The organism is Candidatus Cloacimonadota bacterium (genome assembly GCA_020532085.1).
GTDB lineage: Bacteria > Cloacimonadota > Cloacimonadia > Cloacimonadales > Cloacimonadaceae > Syntrophosphaera.
Map to the genome: position 1 here is coordinate 19027 of JAJBAV010000029.1, position 14890 is coordinate 33916.

Here is a 14890-nt window from a genome sequence, read left to right on the forward strand (position 1 = left end):
TCGGGCCTAATCGAAGAGGGCGGAGACCAGGGTCTGGGGATCCAGCCGGAACGCGCTGCCCCTGCCTTCAAAAAACCCGTGCGCTTTGATCAGATGGATGTTTAGCGAGGTCCAAACCACGCTGATCCCGTTGACCTGATTGGTGAGCCGGGTGATCGCCTTGCGGAAAACGCCGGGGTGGCCGAAGGGACAGGGCATTTTGCCGCGATAGACTTCGGTTTGCACCAGATATTTGCCCTCGATCAATATTTCTTCCAGATAGCTGTTCCAGGAGGCCTGGGTGAAGCTTTCCATCCGCGCGGCGATCTCTTCCTGGCTGTGATCCAGGGTGGCCAGGACGGCACCGTCGTCGGCGATGATCTCGTTCAGGGGGCGGGTATCAGAACCCAGAAAGCCACTCAGGGTGGTCACTCCGGGCTGCATGCGCTGCATGGTTTTCAATTCATGGGGGGTGGGTTTCATGGCTCATCCAAAACTGTCATAGTAGATTTTTTCCACGGGCACGCCCAGATCGGTGAGACCCTTGGTGACGGCGTTGATCATGCCGGGGCTGCCGCAGAGATAGGCCTCGGTGTTCCCGGTATCGCGGATGGCGTCTTTGAAGTACGGCATCACATAGCCGGTTTTACCCTGCCAGTTGTCGCCCGGCTCGGCATGGGAGAGCACAGGTTCGTAGCGGAAATCCGGGAAGACCTGTTCGAAGGCCTTCATCTCCTCGGTGAGATAGAGGTCCCTGGGGGTGCGGGCGCCGAAGAAATAGGTCATTTTGCGCTTGGTGCCCACCACCTGCAGATGCTCCAGCATCGATTTGATGGGCGCTTTGCCGGATCCGCCGGCCACAAAGAGAATGTCCGCTTCTGTGTCCCGCAGATAGAAATCCCCGTAAGGCCCGGTGAAGTTAACGCGGTCGCCCAGCTGGAGGTGGTTGTGCACCCAGGTGGTGCAGAGCCCTTCCGGCACCAGGCGGATGATCAGCTGGATGCTGTGCTGGAGCTCGGGTTTGGACGAGATCGAATAGGCCCGGGACACGCGCTGTTTCACCTTGCCGTAGGGTTCGGTGAGCAGTTGGACATACTGCCCGGCCTTGAAATCGATGCTCTCGCCCTCGTCCAGTTTGAAGGTGACGCCCTTGATATCGTAGGTGTAATCGACTATCTCGCTGATCACGGAGGAGAATTTGCGGATGTTGAAGATACTTTCCGGGATTTGGATGGCGAGGTCGGTTTTGACTTTCACCTGGCAGCTGAGGCGAATTCCGTCGGCCAGTTCAGCCTGGCTGAGGAAAGGTTTCTCCGTGGGCAGCAGTAGTCCGCCGCCTTCCAGCACCTTGCATTTGCAGGCGCCGCAGCTTCCGCGTCCCCCGCAGGCGGAGGGCAGGAACACCTGTTTTTCGCTGAGGGAGTTCAGCAGCGTGTTGCCGCCTTTCACGGTGAGGTCGCGCTTGCCGTTGATGCTGATCATGCAGTCGCCATAGTTGTTCAGCCAGCGTTCGGCGATCACCAGCAGGATGGCCAGCACCCCGCTGATCCCGGTGAGTAAGCCAATGTCTTTCAGGATGGTCTGTAGCATGCTGAAACCTTTATTGGATGGGCGCTATGCCGGAAAAACCGATGAAGGCCAGGGCCATGATCCCGGTGATGATGAGGCTGATCCCCGCCCCCTGCAGGCCCTGGGGCACCATTTTCTCCCTCAGCCTGCCGCGGATGCCGGCCAGCATCAAAATGGCCAGCAGCCAGCCCAGGCCGCTGCCCAGGCCGTAGGCCAGCGACTGGATGAAGCTGTAATCGCGGATCACCATGAAGAGGCTGACGCCGAAGATGGCGCAATTCACCGTGATCAGCGGCAGAAAGATGCCCAAAGTGTAATAGAGGGCGGGCACGTAGCGCTCGATCAGTAGTTCCAGCAGCTGCACGAAAGCCGCGATGATGATGATGAACACGATGTATTGCAGGTATTCGATGCCGAAGGGCACCAACAGGTAGCGGTAGGCCAGCCAGTTCAGTCCGGTGGTGAACACCAGCACGAAGGTTACCGCGATCCCCAGTCCCAGAGAGGATTCCACCTCTTTGGAAACCGAGAGGTAGGAACACATGCCCAGAAAGTTGGTGAGCAGGATGTTGCTGGTGAAGATCGCCGCCCAGAACAGCAGAAAAGCAGAGATGTCCATCTTAACCCGCCTTGTAGTATTTGGTGTTCACGATCCAGATCAGCAGCGCCAGCAGGAAGAAGGCGCTGGGAGCCATCACCATGATGCTCCAGTTCGTCCACCAGGAGCCAAAGATCCTCATCCCGAACAGGGTGCCGAAGCCGAAAAGCTCCCGCACGAACGAGAGCGCCAGCAGCACCAGGGTGTAGCCGATGCCGGCCCCGATGCCGTCCACCACCGAATCCAGGGGCGGGTTTTTGGAGGCGAAGGCTTCCAACCGCCCCATCAGGATGCAGTTGGTGATGATCAGGCCGACGTAGGGCCCCAGCTGTTTGCTGATCTCAGGCAGAAAAGCTTTGAGGAGGATGTCCACCATGATCACGTAGGCTGCCATGATCAGGGTCTGGGCGATCATGCGCACGCTGCGGGGGGTGTATTCGCGGATCAGCGAAACTGTGAGGCTGGAAAGCGCCAGCGCGAAGATCACCCCGATCCCCATGATCAGGCTGTTCAGCATCAGATTGGTTACCGCCAGCGACGAACAGATGCCCAATATCTGCTTCCAGACGGAGTTTTCCCTGAAAGCGCTGGTTACAAATATCTCTTTGCGCGTCATTTGCTTTCCTCCCTGAGGGATCCGGCCACGCGGGACAGTTCACTGCCCAGCATGTCGGTAACGGCCTTGCTGGTGATGGTGGCCCCGGTGATCTGGCGGATCTGCGCGGGCCCGAGTTCCGCCTGGCCTTCCGGCACCAGTTCCAGCTCCACCGCGCCGCCGGCTTCCAGCACCCGCTTGCGTTCAAACTGGGAGGTGAACCACTCTTCCTCGATGCGTCCGCCCAGGCCCGGGGTTTCCACCTGTTCGTAAACGTTGATCCCCAGCAGGGTCTGCAGGTCCGGAGTGGTGGCCGCCAGGGCCCGCATGGTTCCCCAGAGGCCTTTCCCCGTGATGTCGAAGACATAGGCGATCAGCTTCCCGTCCACTTTCGCGGCGAAGGCGGGGCGGGCGAAGCCCTCTTCCCTGCCCAGATATTGCGTGAAACTGCCCGGATAGGCGGCCATGATCTGGGCCGCGCTGGACCCGCTGAGGCTGGCCAGGCTGTCCGCGCAGAGCGCCAGAACGGCCTTTTCATAGGCCTCGCGCCTTTGCCTGTCGATGCGGGGCTCGTTGCTGCGGAACATCAGGGCCAGGATGCCCACGAAGACAACGCTCAGAAGCAGGATGAACAGCACCGGGTAAACCGGCCTGTCCCGAAAGCTGGTCTCATTTGCCATGGGCCACCGCCTTCTTTGAGGTCAGGGCTTTCAGCCCGTGCTCGATGATCGGCATCAGGGAATTGGTGATCAGCAGGGCGAACATGAAGCCCTCGGCAAACAGGGAGTAGCGCCGGATGAAAACGGTGAGGAAGCCGGTGAGGCCGCCATAGATCCAGAGGGCGGGGTTCGTTTTGGGCTGCGAGATGGGATCGGTGACCATGAACACGATGCCGAACAGCGCTCCGCCGGCGCCCAGCAGGAAGAGGGGATTTTGCCCGGGATAGAACATGAGGCTGAACAGCAGGATGCCGCCGAGGGTGGCCAGCATCGGGATCCATTTGGCGCTCTTCGTGGCCAACAGATATATCCCCGCCAGGATGATCAGCAGGGCGGAGGTTTCCCCCAGCGAGCCGGCCTCGAAACCCAGCCAAGTATTCTGCCAGGTGGTGGTGATCGCCTGCCCCGCGCGCGACTGGCCCAGGATGGTGGCGCCGGTTTGCATGGCGCTGCCGGCGCTCCAGCGGGCGAATCCGCCGGGCCAATCCGCCGCCAGGAACGGCTTCACCCAAGCCACCGTCATCTGCTGGGGAAAGGACACATAGACGAAGGTGCGGCCCAGGATGGCCGGATTGAAGAGGTTGGCGCCAAAGCCGCCAAACACCATCTTGCCGAAGGCCACGGCCACCACGCTGCCCAAAGCGGCCATCCAGAGCGGGATGGTGGGCGGCAGCGTCAGGGCCAGCAGGCTGCCGGTCACAAACACGGCCATGGAGACCTTTCCACCTTTTTTATGGCGGATGAACAGATATTCCGTGCCGAAGGCGGCCAGGTTCGAGACCAGCACAACAGCAACGCACCGCCAGCCGTAGATGAATACGGAAAAGAGCAGCAGCGGGACCAGCGAGTAGAGCACCCGGTTCATCACCGGCTGTTTGAGGATCAGGGTTTGAAGCTTCACTTCCCACACTCCTGAGCTTTGATGTTTGGCTCCGCGCGGAGCCCGGACTGGAAAGCGTCCCAGATCCGCATGAAGGTTTGAAAATCCTGCTCCTGCCCTCGCGTGAGCCAGATCTCCAGCTGTTCGGAATCCCGCGCCCGGGTGTGCGTGGCCAGCCCTTCCACCGCTTCCAGCAGAAAGCCGAACAGCTGCTGCCGCTTGGGCGGAATGTCCAGCCGCAGGAACGTGGGCGCGCTCAGCTCACCGTTCACGGGCGTCACCAGTCTTCGAAAGGCGTGTTGTCCAGCAGAGTGGTGTCGGCGATGGCCTCTTCGGCAACCACCGGCTCCGGCCCCCGGCTCATGTACATGCGCACCACCGAACCCTGTTCGATCTTGGATCCCACCCCCGGAGTGCAGCGGATCACCGTGTTGGGGGCATAGCTGTCTGAATAGAGGGAATCCGCCACCTGGCCCTTTAGCCCGGCGCTAACCAGGGTGTAGTAGGCTTCCTGGTAGCTGAGCCCCACCACCGAGGGCACCCCCACCTTGCGGGAGCCGCGGCTCACGCGCAGGTAAACGGTCCCTTCCGGCGTGATCAGCTCGCCTCCCATGGGGTTTTGTTCCAAAACTGTGTCCACCCGCTCGGTTTCCGACCAGATGGAATCCTTGACCACGGCGTGCAGGCCCAGTTCGCTAAGGGTCTGCCTCGCGGCCGCCGAGCTCTTGCCCACGAGGTCTGGCACCTCGATCTGCTGCGGAGCGCGGAAGATGATGGGAAAGATGATCTGGCTGGTGATGAAGGCGCTGAGAAAGATTATCCCGGCCCCGATCCCAGCTGTCAGCCAAAACTTTTTGCTTTTCTCGCTGGCCACGGTGTGTTACCTCGTTTTGATCATTTTGGCGGCGAAAGCCCCGTCCATGTTATGGCGGAACGGCAGGCTGCGGAACATCCCTCCCGGGCAAAGGTCCCGGGGAAGCTTTTCCACGGCGTCAATCAATGTAAAGCGCGGATTCCTGGCAAGGAATTTCTCGATCTGGCGCTCGTTTTCGTCCGGATTCATGGTGCAGGTGGAATAGACCATGATCCCTTCCGGGCGCACAAAACTGGCTCCCAGGTCCAGAGCCCGTTCCTGCAGCTTCACCAGTTCCTCGATGTTCTGATGCGCCTGCCAGCGCAGGTCCGCCTTGCGCCCGAACACTCCCCAGCCGGAACAGGGGGCGTCCACCAGCACCCGGTCGTAAGCCGGGGCCACCGGTCCGTAGCGGAAGGCGTCGGAAACTATCAGTTTGATGTTGTTCAGCTGCAGCCTGTCCGCCGCCTGCTTCAGCAGTTTCATCTTGTTGGGGATCTTGTCCACGGCCACCACTTCGCCGCTGTTGTTCAGGATCTCGGCGATGTAAGAGCATTTCCCGCCGGGCGCGGCGAAGAGGTCCAGAATGTTCTCCTCCGGTTTGGGGTCCAGCAGTTCCACGATCAGCGCGGAGGAGGTGTCCTGGATGGAAAAATAGCCTTCGGAAAAAGCCACGTCGTCCAGCACCGCGTCCGCCTCATCGGTGAGCAGGGTCATCTTCCCCACCGGGGAGGGGGTCACCCGGATCTCGCGTTTGGCGAAGTATTGGATCAGCTTCTCCCGGGTGGTGGCGGTGCCGTTCACCCGCAGGTGCAGCTTGGGATTCTCATTGTACCAGATGGCCAGGTATTCGGTGTCTTCCTCGCCCCAAAGGGTGATCCAGCGTTCGATCAGCTCCGGCGGGTAGGAGTGTTCGCTGGCGATGCGCGGGATGGGGTCGGTGGGCCAGACCACCTCCGGGTTTCGCTGCCAGGCACGCAGCATGGCGTTCACGAAATCCCCCACCTTGTCGCCCAGGTTTTCCTTGGCCAGTTCCACGGTCTCGTTGATGGCCGCGTGGGCGGGGATGGAATCCAGATACATCAGCTGGTAGAGGCCCAGATATAGCCAGGCCTTGATCTTGATGTCGGTGGCGGCGAATCTGGCCGCGTCGGCGTGCTGGGCCAGGATGTAGTCCAGCTTTCCGCGCAGCTTGATCACGCCCTTCACCATGCTGTAAAAGAGGGCCACGTTCGCGTGGTCGTTCTTCAGCCGCTTGGCGCGCTGACGCAGCAGGGTGTCCGAGAACTCCCTGTCCTTGAAAACTCTCAGGATGGTCTGATAGGCTTCTTTGCGAACCATTTAGCGGCTTCTCTGGTAAAGGCGGCGGATCACTTCCTTGATCAGCTGTTCGGTGGGCTGGGCCTGCGCTTCTTCGCCCATCAGGCTCAGTTCGCGGCGCACGTCTTTGGGGCTGAAACCCAGGGTCTGCAAGGCGTTTTCCACCTCTGTGACCTTGTTTTCCTCCACGCCCAGCTGGCCGGGTTCGGCGAAATCCATCAGGTGCCGCAGCTTGCCCTTCAGCTCGATGATCAGCCTTTGCGCGCTTTTCAGGCCTATGCCTGGCACCTTGGTGAGCATGGCGCTTTCCTCACGCTCGATGGCTTTCACGAAAGTGGGTATGGGTAAAGTGGAGATGATCGACAGCGCGCTTTTGGGTCCCACCCCGGAGATGCGGTTCAGCTGTTGGTAGAGCTCGCGTTCGGCGGGCGTGGCGAACCCGAAGAGGCGCACGTCGTCCTGCGCCACGTGCAGATGGGTGAAGAGTTTGCAGGGTTGCCCCGCGGCCGGCAGGGTTTCAAAGGTGCTGATGGGGATCAGCAGTTCAAAAGCCAGGCCCATGGCGGTTTCCACCACCGCGTTCACCGGGCTTTTGTGGATGAGGGTGCCGATAATGTGGTCGATCATGTTTGATATTTGATCCTGTGATGGTGGCAGAGCGCCAGGCCCAGCGCGTCGTAGGCGTCGTCCTGGACCGGCGGTGCCTTCAGTTTCAGCAGCTGGCTCACCATGAAGCGCACCTGCTGTTTGGAGGCGTTGCCATTTCCCACCACCGCTTTTTTCACTTCGCGGGGGGTGTATTCGAAGATTTGCACCCCGTGGCGGGCCAGCGTTAGCAGGATCACCCCGCGGGCGTGGCCGAGGGTGAACACGCTGCGGATGTGCTTGTGGAAAAACATGCTTTCCACCGCCGCCACCTCCGGCTTGTATTCGGCCAGAACCTTGTCCAGGGCCGTGTAGAGCATGTCCAGCCGGGTGGGCAGGTCTTTTTCCTTGATCAGGTTCACCACGTCGCAACCGGCCCCGATGATCCGCCGGCCTTCGATCTCCAGCAGGCCATAGCCGCAAAAGCGGCTGCCGGGGTCGATCCCAAGGATGATCACTATTCCTGGCTGAGGGCTTCCATCACGGAGTCGGAAACCTCAAAATTGGCATAGACCTTCTGCACGTCGTCCAGGTCCTCCAGCATTTCGATCAGCTTGAAGAGCTTGGGCGCGATGTCATCCGCGTTGATGGTGGTTTTGGGAACCCTGGTCAGTTCGGCGTTTTCCACCGGCAGGCCCAGTTTCTCAAATTCCGCCAGCACGGTGTGGAATTCGCCGGGGGCGGTGTAGATGTCAAAATATTCCCCGTTTAGCTCGATGTCCTCCGCGCCGGCTTCCAGGGCCTGCAGCATAAATTCGTCTTCATCGAGGCCGGCCGAGGGAACGTTGAAATAGCCTTTCTGGTCAAAGTTCCAGGCCACGGCCCCGCTTTCCGCCAGGTTGCCGCCGTATTTGGAAAAAGTGTGGCGCAGATCGGCCACGGTGCGGTTCTTGTTGTCGGTCATCACTTCCACCACAATGCCGATGCCGTTGTGCCCGTAGCCTTCGTAGACGATCTCTTCGTAGGCGGCGCCTTCGATCTCGCCCGTGCCGCGCTTGATGGCGCGTTCGATGTTTTCCCGGGGCATGTTGGCCGCTTTGGCGGTGAGAATGGCCGTGCGCAGGCGGGGATTCATTTCGGAGTCACCGCCGCCGTTTTTGGCGGCCAGGATGATCTCTTTGACGATGCGGGTGAAAAGCTGGCCGCGTTTGGCGTCGGCCGCGCCTTTTTTGTGTTTGATCGAACTCCACTTGTTGTGTCCGGACATACAAACCTCTTTATCTTTATTGAATTACATCAATTGATCCGTCCAAACCAGTCTCAGGCCGGGGCAGAAAAATGTCAAGCAGTAAAAAAGGGGAAGGCTGTGTGATCAACCTTCCCCGGAATCTGAAGCCTGCTGTGACAGCAGGGATTTTATGCTTCGGAATCCTGCCAGGCGGCGATCACTTTGGCCGCTATGTCGTCAGGAACCTTTTCGTAGTGCGAGAATTTTTGGGTGAAGCGTCCCCTGCCCTGGGTGAAGGACTTGAGGGCGGGATAGTAAAAGTACATCTCGGCCACGGGCATCTGCGCGTTCAGATACTGTTTCTTGCCGCGCTGTTCCATGCCCATGATGCGTCCGCGCCGGGTGTTGATGTCGCCCATCACGTCGCCCATGTATTCGCTGGGAACGATGATGGTGAGCTCGTGGATGGGTTCCAGCAGGATGGGGCGGCATTTCTTGAAGCCTTCCTTCAGCGCCATCGAAGAGGCGATCTTGAAGGCCATTTCCGAGCTGTCCACATCGTGATAGCTGCCGTAATAGACTTCCACGCTCACGTCCACCACCTGATATCCGGCCACCACGCCTTTGTCCATGGTTTCCACCAGGCCTTTTTCGATGGCGGGAACGAAGTTCGAGGGGATCACGCCGCCCACGATGGCGTTGATGAATTGAAAGCCTTCGCCGCGTTCGGTGGGTTTGATGCGGAAATAGACTTCGCCGTACTGGCCGCGGCCGCCGGATTGCTTTTTGTGGCGGTATTGCGATTCCGCGCCCGCGGTGATGGTCTCTTTATAGGGAATGCGCGGTTCCTTCATCATGGCATCCACTTTGTAGCGGTTTTTCAGCTTTCTGAGCACCAACTGCAGTTGCTGTTCGCCCATGCCGGAGATCACGTTTTCGTGGGTTTCCAGGTTCAGGTCGAACCTGATGGTGGGGTCTTCCGCGATCACGCGCTGCAGGCTGCTGCCGATCTTGTCTTCGTCGCTCTGGTTGGCGGCGCGGATCATCTGCCAGTAGGTGGCGGTGGGAAGTTCCGGCACCGGCAGGCTCATATCGCTGCCCAGGGCCACGATTGTATTGAGGGCTTTGGCGTTTTTCAGCTTCACCATCGCTCCGATCTCGCCCGCTCTGATCTCCTGGGTGTCGCTGCGGTTTTTGCCCAGCATGTAATACATGTTGCCGGCTTTGTCTTTGGCGTCCTTTTCAGGGATGTAAAATTCCATGCCGGCTTTGAGGGTGCCGGAGAAAATGCGCACATAGGCATAGTCGCCCATGTTCGGATCGGCGTAGAGCTTGAACACATAGCCCAGCAGCTCGCCGTCGGCGGTGGCGGTGAATTCGGCCGGCTCGCCGTTTTTCAGCACCTGGATGGGATTGGCTTCCTCGGGCGAGGGCAGGTAGTCGCAAACCGCGTCCAGCAAGGCCATAACGCCGGCCCCGGTGTGGGCGGAACAGGCGAAGGCCGGGCAGATGTCGCCGTTGGCCACGGCCTGTTTGAGGCCTTTGAGCAGTTGTGCGTCGCTCAGTTCCATGTTTTCCAAAAAGGTGTTGAGCAGTTCCTCGTCGGTCTCCGCCACCGCTTCCATCAGGTGCAGGCGGGCGTCGTCCACGGCACTCTGCATGTCGGCCGGGATCTCGCCTTCGCCGGCGGGACGGATGGCTTTCTGGCGGATGATGTCCACCACGCCTTCAAAGGTGTTTTCCTTGCCGATGGGCAAATGCACCGGGATCGGATTGAGGCCGGCATTTTCGTGGATGGATTCCAGGGTCTTGAAGAAATCCGCGTGTTCGTTGTCCATGCGGTTCACCACCACGATCTTGCCCACCTTTCTCTGCTCGAGCTGCTCGATCGCCAGTTCCAGGCCCACTTCGAAGCCGCTGGCGGCGTTCGCCACCAACACCGCGTTTTCCACGGCCGGAATGGCCACGATCGCGTCACCGATGAAATCGGGGGTTCCCGGGGTATCCAGGATGTTGATCTTGTGGTCCTTGTGGTTCAGCCAGCCCAGGCTCAGGCTCAGGGACATCTTTTTGGCCGTTTCTTCGGCGTCGAAGTCCATCACGGTGTTGCCTTCGTCGATCTTGCCCAGGCGGCTGGTGGTGTGGGTCAGATGGAAGATCTGTTCCGCCAGGGTGGTCTTGCCCGCGCCGCTCGCTCCCATCAGGAGGAGGTTGCGCAGCTTGGAAAGTTTGTATTCTTTCATTTGGTCCTCGTTTCTCTATTCTATCTACTTTATAAAAATAGTTATTAGCCGTTTTCGCGGACTTCATCCGCCCAGAATAAGTCAGATTTTTTCATCAGCCATAGTTGTCAAACGCTTTTTTCCGCTGAGGCTTTTCCCGATGCGGGAGCCAATTCCAAGCGGTGATGTCCGTACACGCTGTTTTCGGGCAGGCTGGCGTTGGATTATTTATTAGCAATCAGTCTGAGTTGATGATATGAGAAAGCCTGGGCGTCACTCAGGTCTCGATGAATTTCTCCCTCGATAAATTTAGCTTGACACATTTATCAAATCCGATTTATTGTTTTTCATAGAATTCAGACAAATTCTGGAGGAAAGGATGACTTGTCTAAAAGGTTTTATGCTCTGTGCGGCAATGCTCTTAGTCATTATTGGATTATCGGCACAAGCGTATGAATGGTCATGGGCAAATAGTGCTGGAGGAGGTCATGGCTTCGGTGATTATGGATATGCGATAGCAAGCGATAGCCAAGACAATCTATATATATCTGGAACTTTTTCAGGAACTGCATCTTTTGGACCTACTACGCTAAACAGTAGTGGTGATACCGATATATTTGTAGCAAAGCTAGATACTAATGGTAATTGGCTTTGGGCAAAAAAGGCTGGAGGTTCTTTGGGTGATGGTGGTATTGGGATTGCGGTAGATGGAGAAGACAATGTATGTCTGACTGGATATTTTCGTGGATCAGCAACATTTGGTTCAAATACTATTACTGCCAGTGGAAATGAGGATTTATTTGTAGCCAAACTTGATGCAAGCGGCAATTGGCTCTGGGCAAAAAAGGCTGGGGGGTCTGGTAACGATTATGGCGCGAGTATCGCGGTTGATATCAATGCAAATATCTACTCAACCGGGTATTTTGAAGGAAATGCTAACTTTGGAACCACATCCCTATCAAGCTACGGCTCTTATGATATCTTCATAACCAAATTGGATTCAAACGGTAATTGGCTTTGGGCAAAAAAAGCAGGAGGAGTAGGAAACGATAGTCCTAGTGACTTGGCTGTCGATAGTGATGGAAATGTCTTTATAACAGGAGGTTTTTTAGAAACTGCTAACTTTGGTACCACATCGCTATCGAGCAATGGATCTAATGATATCTTCGTGGCGAAACTGGATACAAATGGTAACTGGCTCATGGTAAGAGGAGCTGGGGGACCAAGTACTGATGTCCCTTACGGAATCGCCCTGGATGCTGATGGCAATGTGTATCTGACAGGACTCTTTGATTTTTATTCCTACTTTGGCTCTATTACTTTGCAACCCTTTGGTTATTATGATATCTTTATTGCCAAGCTTGATTCTAGCGGCAACTGGGTCTGGGCACAAGAAGCAGGGGGAGTAGATAGTGATATTAGCTATGACATAGCAGTGGATGAAAATACGAACATTTATCTTACCGGAAATTTTAAAGGAAGTTCTACCTTTGGTACCACATCGCTATCGAGCAATGGATCTAATGATATCTTCGTGGCGAAACTGGATACAAATGGTAGTTGGCTAACGGCAATACGAGCGGGAGGAATAAATCAGGATTATTGCAGAGGAATCACTGTTGACGAAAATGGATGCGTTTTCCTAGTCGGTTCTTTCGAGTTTGGTTCATCTTTCGGAACGGTATCCCTTGTAAGTAATGGACACGCAGATGTATTCATCGCAAAGCTATCGCCCCCTGATCCTATAGCTTCCTTTACTGCCGATGTTACCGAAGGTATTAGTCCCTTGGACATTCAGTTTACAGACTCTTCTTTACCAGGCGGAGCACCTATTACTGATTGGTTTTGGGATTTCGGTGATGGAGGAACTTCCTTTGCACAAAATCCTATCCACACGTATCTTGTGGCAGGTACTTACAGCATTAGTCTTTCAGTTACAAACGGATTGAATTTGAATTCAATAAAAGTGAGGATAAACTACATATCAGTTTTAGACCAGATCTATTACATAGATTTAATATCATCTTCACCTGTAAATTTCGGCTCAGTATATGTAGAAGAGCAATCAGCCTATCAAGAGGTAGAGTTAATCAATTCAGGTACAATGGATATCAATATCAGTGATGCGCATTTTGTCTCTACACCACTGCATTTTGAGTTTGTTAATCCTTTTAGGGATATAGTTCTCAGCCCTGGTGAGACGGATTCTATAATGGTACGTTTCACTCCTCACGCAGTGGGGTCGATGACGGATACTCTTTTCATTGTGAACAACTCCACGAATCTTCCTATACTAAGTGTAACGCTTAATGGAACTGGATTACACGTTCTACCTAAAGCTCCACAAAATCTAAGTATAACCGTTAGTGGCAACGATGCATATTTGAGCTGGGATGCAGTTACTCAGAATACACACGATCAAGAGATTGTACCTGATTATTACATCATATACATCTCCAGTGATCCCTTCGGGTCATATACTATGATGACATTAACACCTAATCTCAACTACACTCATTCTTATGTAGGGTTAGGTGCTGAGCGCATGTTCTATCGAGTGACTGCAGTTAAATTCTATCGGGATGATCTTTCACCTTCAGAATTGGACGCATATCTTAGGAGGAATGTAACTCCTGGTATGACAGAAACTGATGTACGAGCATTATTGAATGAGTTAGATTAGTCTACCCGTGCCCAAAACAACCTTGGGCTCTGTTATAACCATAGCCCGGGCGTGTTCAAGAATGTGGAAGGGCACATTTCTGGTATTTGCTGACCGCAACCGATGGCAGCGAAGTATCCCAAAGTAACATTGACATAATCGAACAAAAGCTGTCGCCTAAGCAGCAAAGCAAGGTCCAGGCCCGGGCGACGAAATGGTTCGAGGAGCACCAGTAAGTATCTGAAAGGCGCACCAATAAACAAGCTTGGGCAGTTGGAGCCAGGGAACATTGGCTAAAACACGCAGTTTACAGCAGCGTGATCGTCAACTGCTGCAAAGGTACTAAAAAAAATAGATCGGGCCTTCAAGGCTATTCTAAGCTCGATTAAACGGCATATCAGGAAGGCTCTGCAGTCTCGCGCGCGTGCTATTTTCATTCCAAACAAAAAAATAATTTGCTTTTTCCGGAATTTGCATTATATTATATATAATGGGAAATTTTAGAATTTTTTGGCGGGCACCGGAGAAACCGATGCCATGCCCATATAACTTGGCAATATCGGCACCAAACACTTCGAGCACATATATGAACATAAACAATAAAACTAAAAAAGCAAAAGCAAAAAAACATAAACAGATCCAAAACAGGTGTTTATCAAACATCAGAAAAAACAGGCTCCCAAGTGGAGCGAAAGGAGACAAGATGCCCAATAGTCAAAGTTCAGTGCCCAACGTGGATACTGAACAGAGTATCAACGGTGTTCCGATGCCAACAACCATTCCGGGACCCACGAGAACTACAACCGCTGCGATAGCAGCACATAATCCCATCTTAGGAGAAAATATGCCAGAAGCTACCCAAGAGATGCAAGTAGATGTTGCGTCTAAATCTAAATCCCAAACGTCAGAAGATAATATGATCGCGGTCGGGTTCACTCCCGATCTGCTGGATTTAACACTTGAACAAAAAACAGAAATTTGCAACCAACTAACCCAGAACCCCAATCCAGACAATCTTGGGGAAATTCTATATTCTCTGGGATTTCGCAACAACAATGGCAAGATATCCTTTGTTAAGAAGAATGTCGTATACGAAGTAAACCAACAAGAACTCATACAAAGCTTCCGATACTGTTTCTCGGGACAGCTACCACAGCTGAAAGCCGCGTTCTTTGGTAGAATTGGAACCCTGACGAACCAAACCGCGTTGAAGCACATAGCCGGATATGATCCCGAAATTGATGGGTATCCCTGCCGGCATGACCGATACCATTTCTACACTCCCTATCTCAATGGAGTGCTTAAAGTAGATGGAAAAGGTTACATAAACATAATACCTTATGAAGGGTTCAATATGCTGGTGAACGCATCTGAGATCAGACCTCGTCCAGTTTTAGTTACCGACGAAACTGTTAAGGAATCATACTGGCAACGATCTGATTTTTGGAAATTTACGAAGAATCAAGCAACCGACCCTATCAGCAAGTCATTCGATCCTGATTTGCATGAGGCGATCAGGATGGCAGTGGTAAAAATAATGCATCAATATCATAATAAGACCTTTGCACATAATCCTCAGGGTCTGGTTAAAAAGTAAGAGCATTTAGGATCAAAAAGTAGTTTTTGAAATCTGCAAATAATTCTTGACAAAATAGATAGGCTCATATTTTGTCACTCTAT

The 14890-nt window shown here is 54.6% G+C and carries 16 protein-coding genes; 2 read left to right on the forward strand and 14 right to left on the reverse strand.

What is annotated here, in order from left to right; genetic code table 11:
- Positions 1–6 precede the first annotated feature (6 nt).
- From LHW45_08275 to LHW45_08335, 13 genes are all read right to left on the reverse strand, one after another.
- Complete coding sequence (locus LHW45_08275; protein ID MCB5285567.1) at positions 7–462, reverse strand: hypothetical protein; 456 nt, start codon at positions 460–462, stop codon at positions 7–9.
- A gap of 3 nt (positions 463–465) precedes the next feature.
- Positions 466–1569, reverse strand: coding sequence for a 2Fe-2S iron-sulfur cluster binding domain-containing protein (locus tag LHW45_08280; protein MCB5285568.1), 1104 nt, complete (start codon positions 1567–1569; stop codon positions 466–468).
- 10 nt (positions 1570–1579) lie between these two features.
- Complete coding sequence (locus LHW45_08285) at positions 1580–2167, reverse strand: NADH:ubiquinone reductase (Na(+)-transporting) subunit E (GenBank protein ID MCB5285569.1); 588 nt, start codon at positions 2165–2167, stop codon at positions 1580–1582.
- 1 nt (position 2168) lies between these two features.
- Positions 2169–2762: an NADH:ubiquinone reductase (Na(+)-transporting) subunit D gene (locus LHW45_08290; GenBank protein ID MCB5285570.1), complete on the reverse strand. Its 594-nt coding sequence runs from the start codon at positions 2760–2762 to the stop codon at positions 2169–2171.
- On the reverse strand, positions 2759–3421 hold the full coding sequence (locus LHW45_08295) for an FMN-binding protein (protein MCB5285571.1): 663 nt from the start codon (positions 3419–3421) through the stop codon (positions 2759–2761). Before LHW45_08295 ends, LHW45_08290 begins: the two co-directional genes overlap by 4 nt.
- Positions 3411–4361, reverse strand: coding sequence for an RnfABCDGE type electron transport complex subunit D (locus tag LHW45_08300; protein MCB5285572.1), 951 nt, complete (start codon positions 4359–4361; stop codon positions 3411–3413). Before LHW45_08300 ends, LHW45_08295 begins: the two co-directional genes overlap by 11 nt.
- Entirely contained in the window at positions 4358–4612 is a 255-nt protein-coding gene (locus tag LHW45_08305) for a DUF4911 domain-containing protein (protein MCB5285573.1), read from the reverse strand. The genes LHW45_08300 and LHW45_08305 overlap by 4 nt, the downstream gene beginning before the upstream one ends.
- A 5-nt stretch (positions 4613–4617) precedes the next feature.
- Entirely contained in the window at positions 4618–5214 is a 597-nt protein-coding gene (locus tag LHW45_08310) for a PASTA domain-containing protein (protein ID MCB5285574.1), read from the reverse strand.
- 6 nt (positions 5215–5220) lie between these two features.
- On the reverse strand, positions 5221–6534 hold the full coding sequence (gene rsmB / locus LHW45_08315; GenBank protein ID MCB5285575.1) for a 16S rRNA (cytosine(967)-C(5))-methyltransferase RsmB: 1314 nt from the start codon (positions 6532–6534) through the stop codon (positions 5221–5223).
- Positions 6535–7140, reverse strand: coding sequence for a Holliday junction branch migration protein RuvA (gene ruvA, locus LHW45_08320; protein MCB5285576.1), 606 nt, complete (start codon positions 7138–7140; stop codon positions 6535–6537).
- Positions 7137–7616 (reverse strand): crossover junction endodeoxyribonuclease RuvC, encoded by a 480-nt coding sequence (ruvC, locus tag LHW45_08325; protein ID MCB5285577.1) that lies wholly within the window; start codon positions 7614–7616, stop codon positions 7137–7139. The genes ruvA and ruvC overlap by 4 nt, the downstream gene beginning before the upstream one ends.
- Positions 7616–8365: a YebC/PmpR family DNA-binding transcriptional regulator gene (locus LHW45_08330; GenBank protein MCB5285578.1), complete on the reverse strand. Its 750-nt coding sequence runs from the start codon at positions 8363–8365 to the stop codon at positions 7616–7618. The genes ruvC and LHW45_08330 overlap by 1 nt, the downstream gene beginning before the upstream one ends.
- 149 nt (positions 8366–8514) lie before the next feature.
- A complete protein-coding gene (locus LHW45_08335; GenBank protein MCB5285579.1) occupies positions 8515–10569 on the reverse strand; it encodes an elongation factor G in 2055 nt (684 codons plus the stop codon).
- A 358-nt stretch (positions 10570–10927) separates the two neighbouring features.
- Here LHW45_08335 and LHW45_08340 point away from each other — a divergent pair, with 358 nt between their 5' ends.
- Positions 10928–13231, forward strand: a complete 2304-nt coding sequence (locus LHW45_08340) for an SBBP repeat-containing protein (protein MCB5285580.1) — start codon at positions 10928–10930, stop codon at positions 13229–13231.
- Between the two features lie 354 nt (positions 13232–13585).
- On the opposite strand, the gene LHW45_08345 is transcribed toward LHW45_08340, so the two are convergent.
- Positions 13586–13873 carry a hypothetical protein gene (locus LHW45_08345; protein ID MCB5285581.1) on the reverse strand — a complete coding sequence of 96 codons (288 nt, stop codon included), beginning with the start codon at positions 13871–13873 and terminating at the stop codon, positions 13586–13588.
- Between the two features lie 40 nt (positions 13874–13913).
- Between LHW45_08345 and LHW45_08350 the strand changes: the two genes are divergently transcribed.
- Positions 13914–14807, forward strand: coding sequence for a hypothetical protein (locus tag LHW45_08350; GenBank protein ID MCB5285582.1), 894 nt, complete (start codon positions 13914–13916; stop codon positions 14805–14807).
- Positions 14808–14890: the final 83 nt, after the last annotated feature.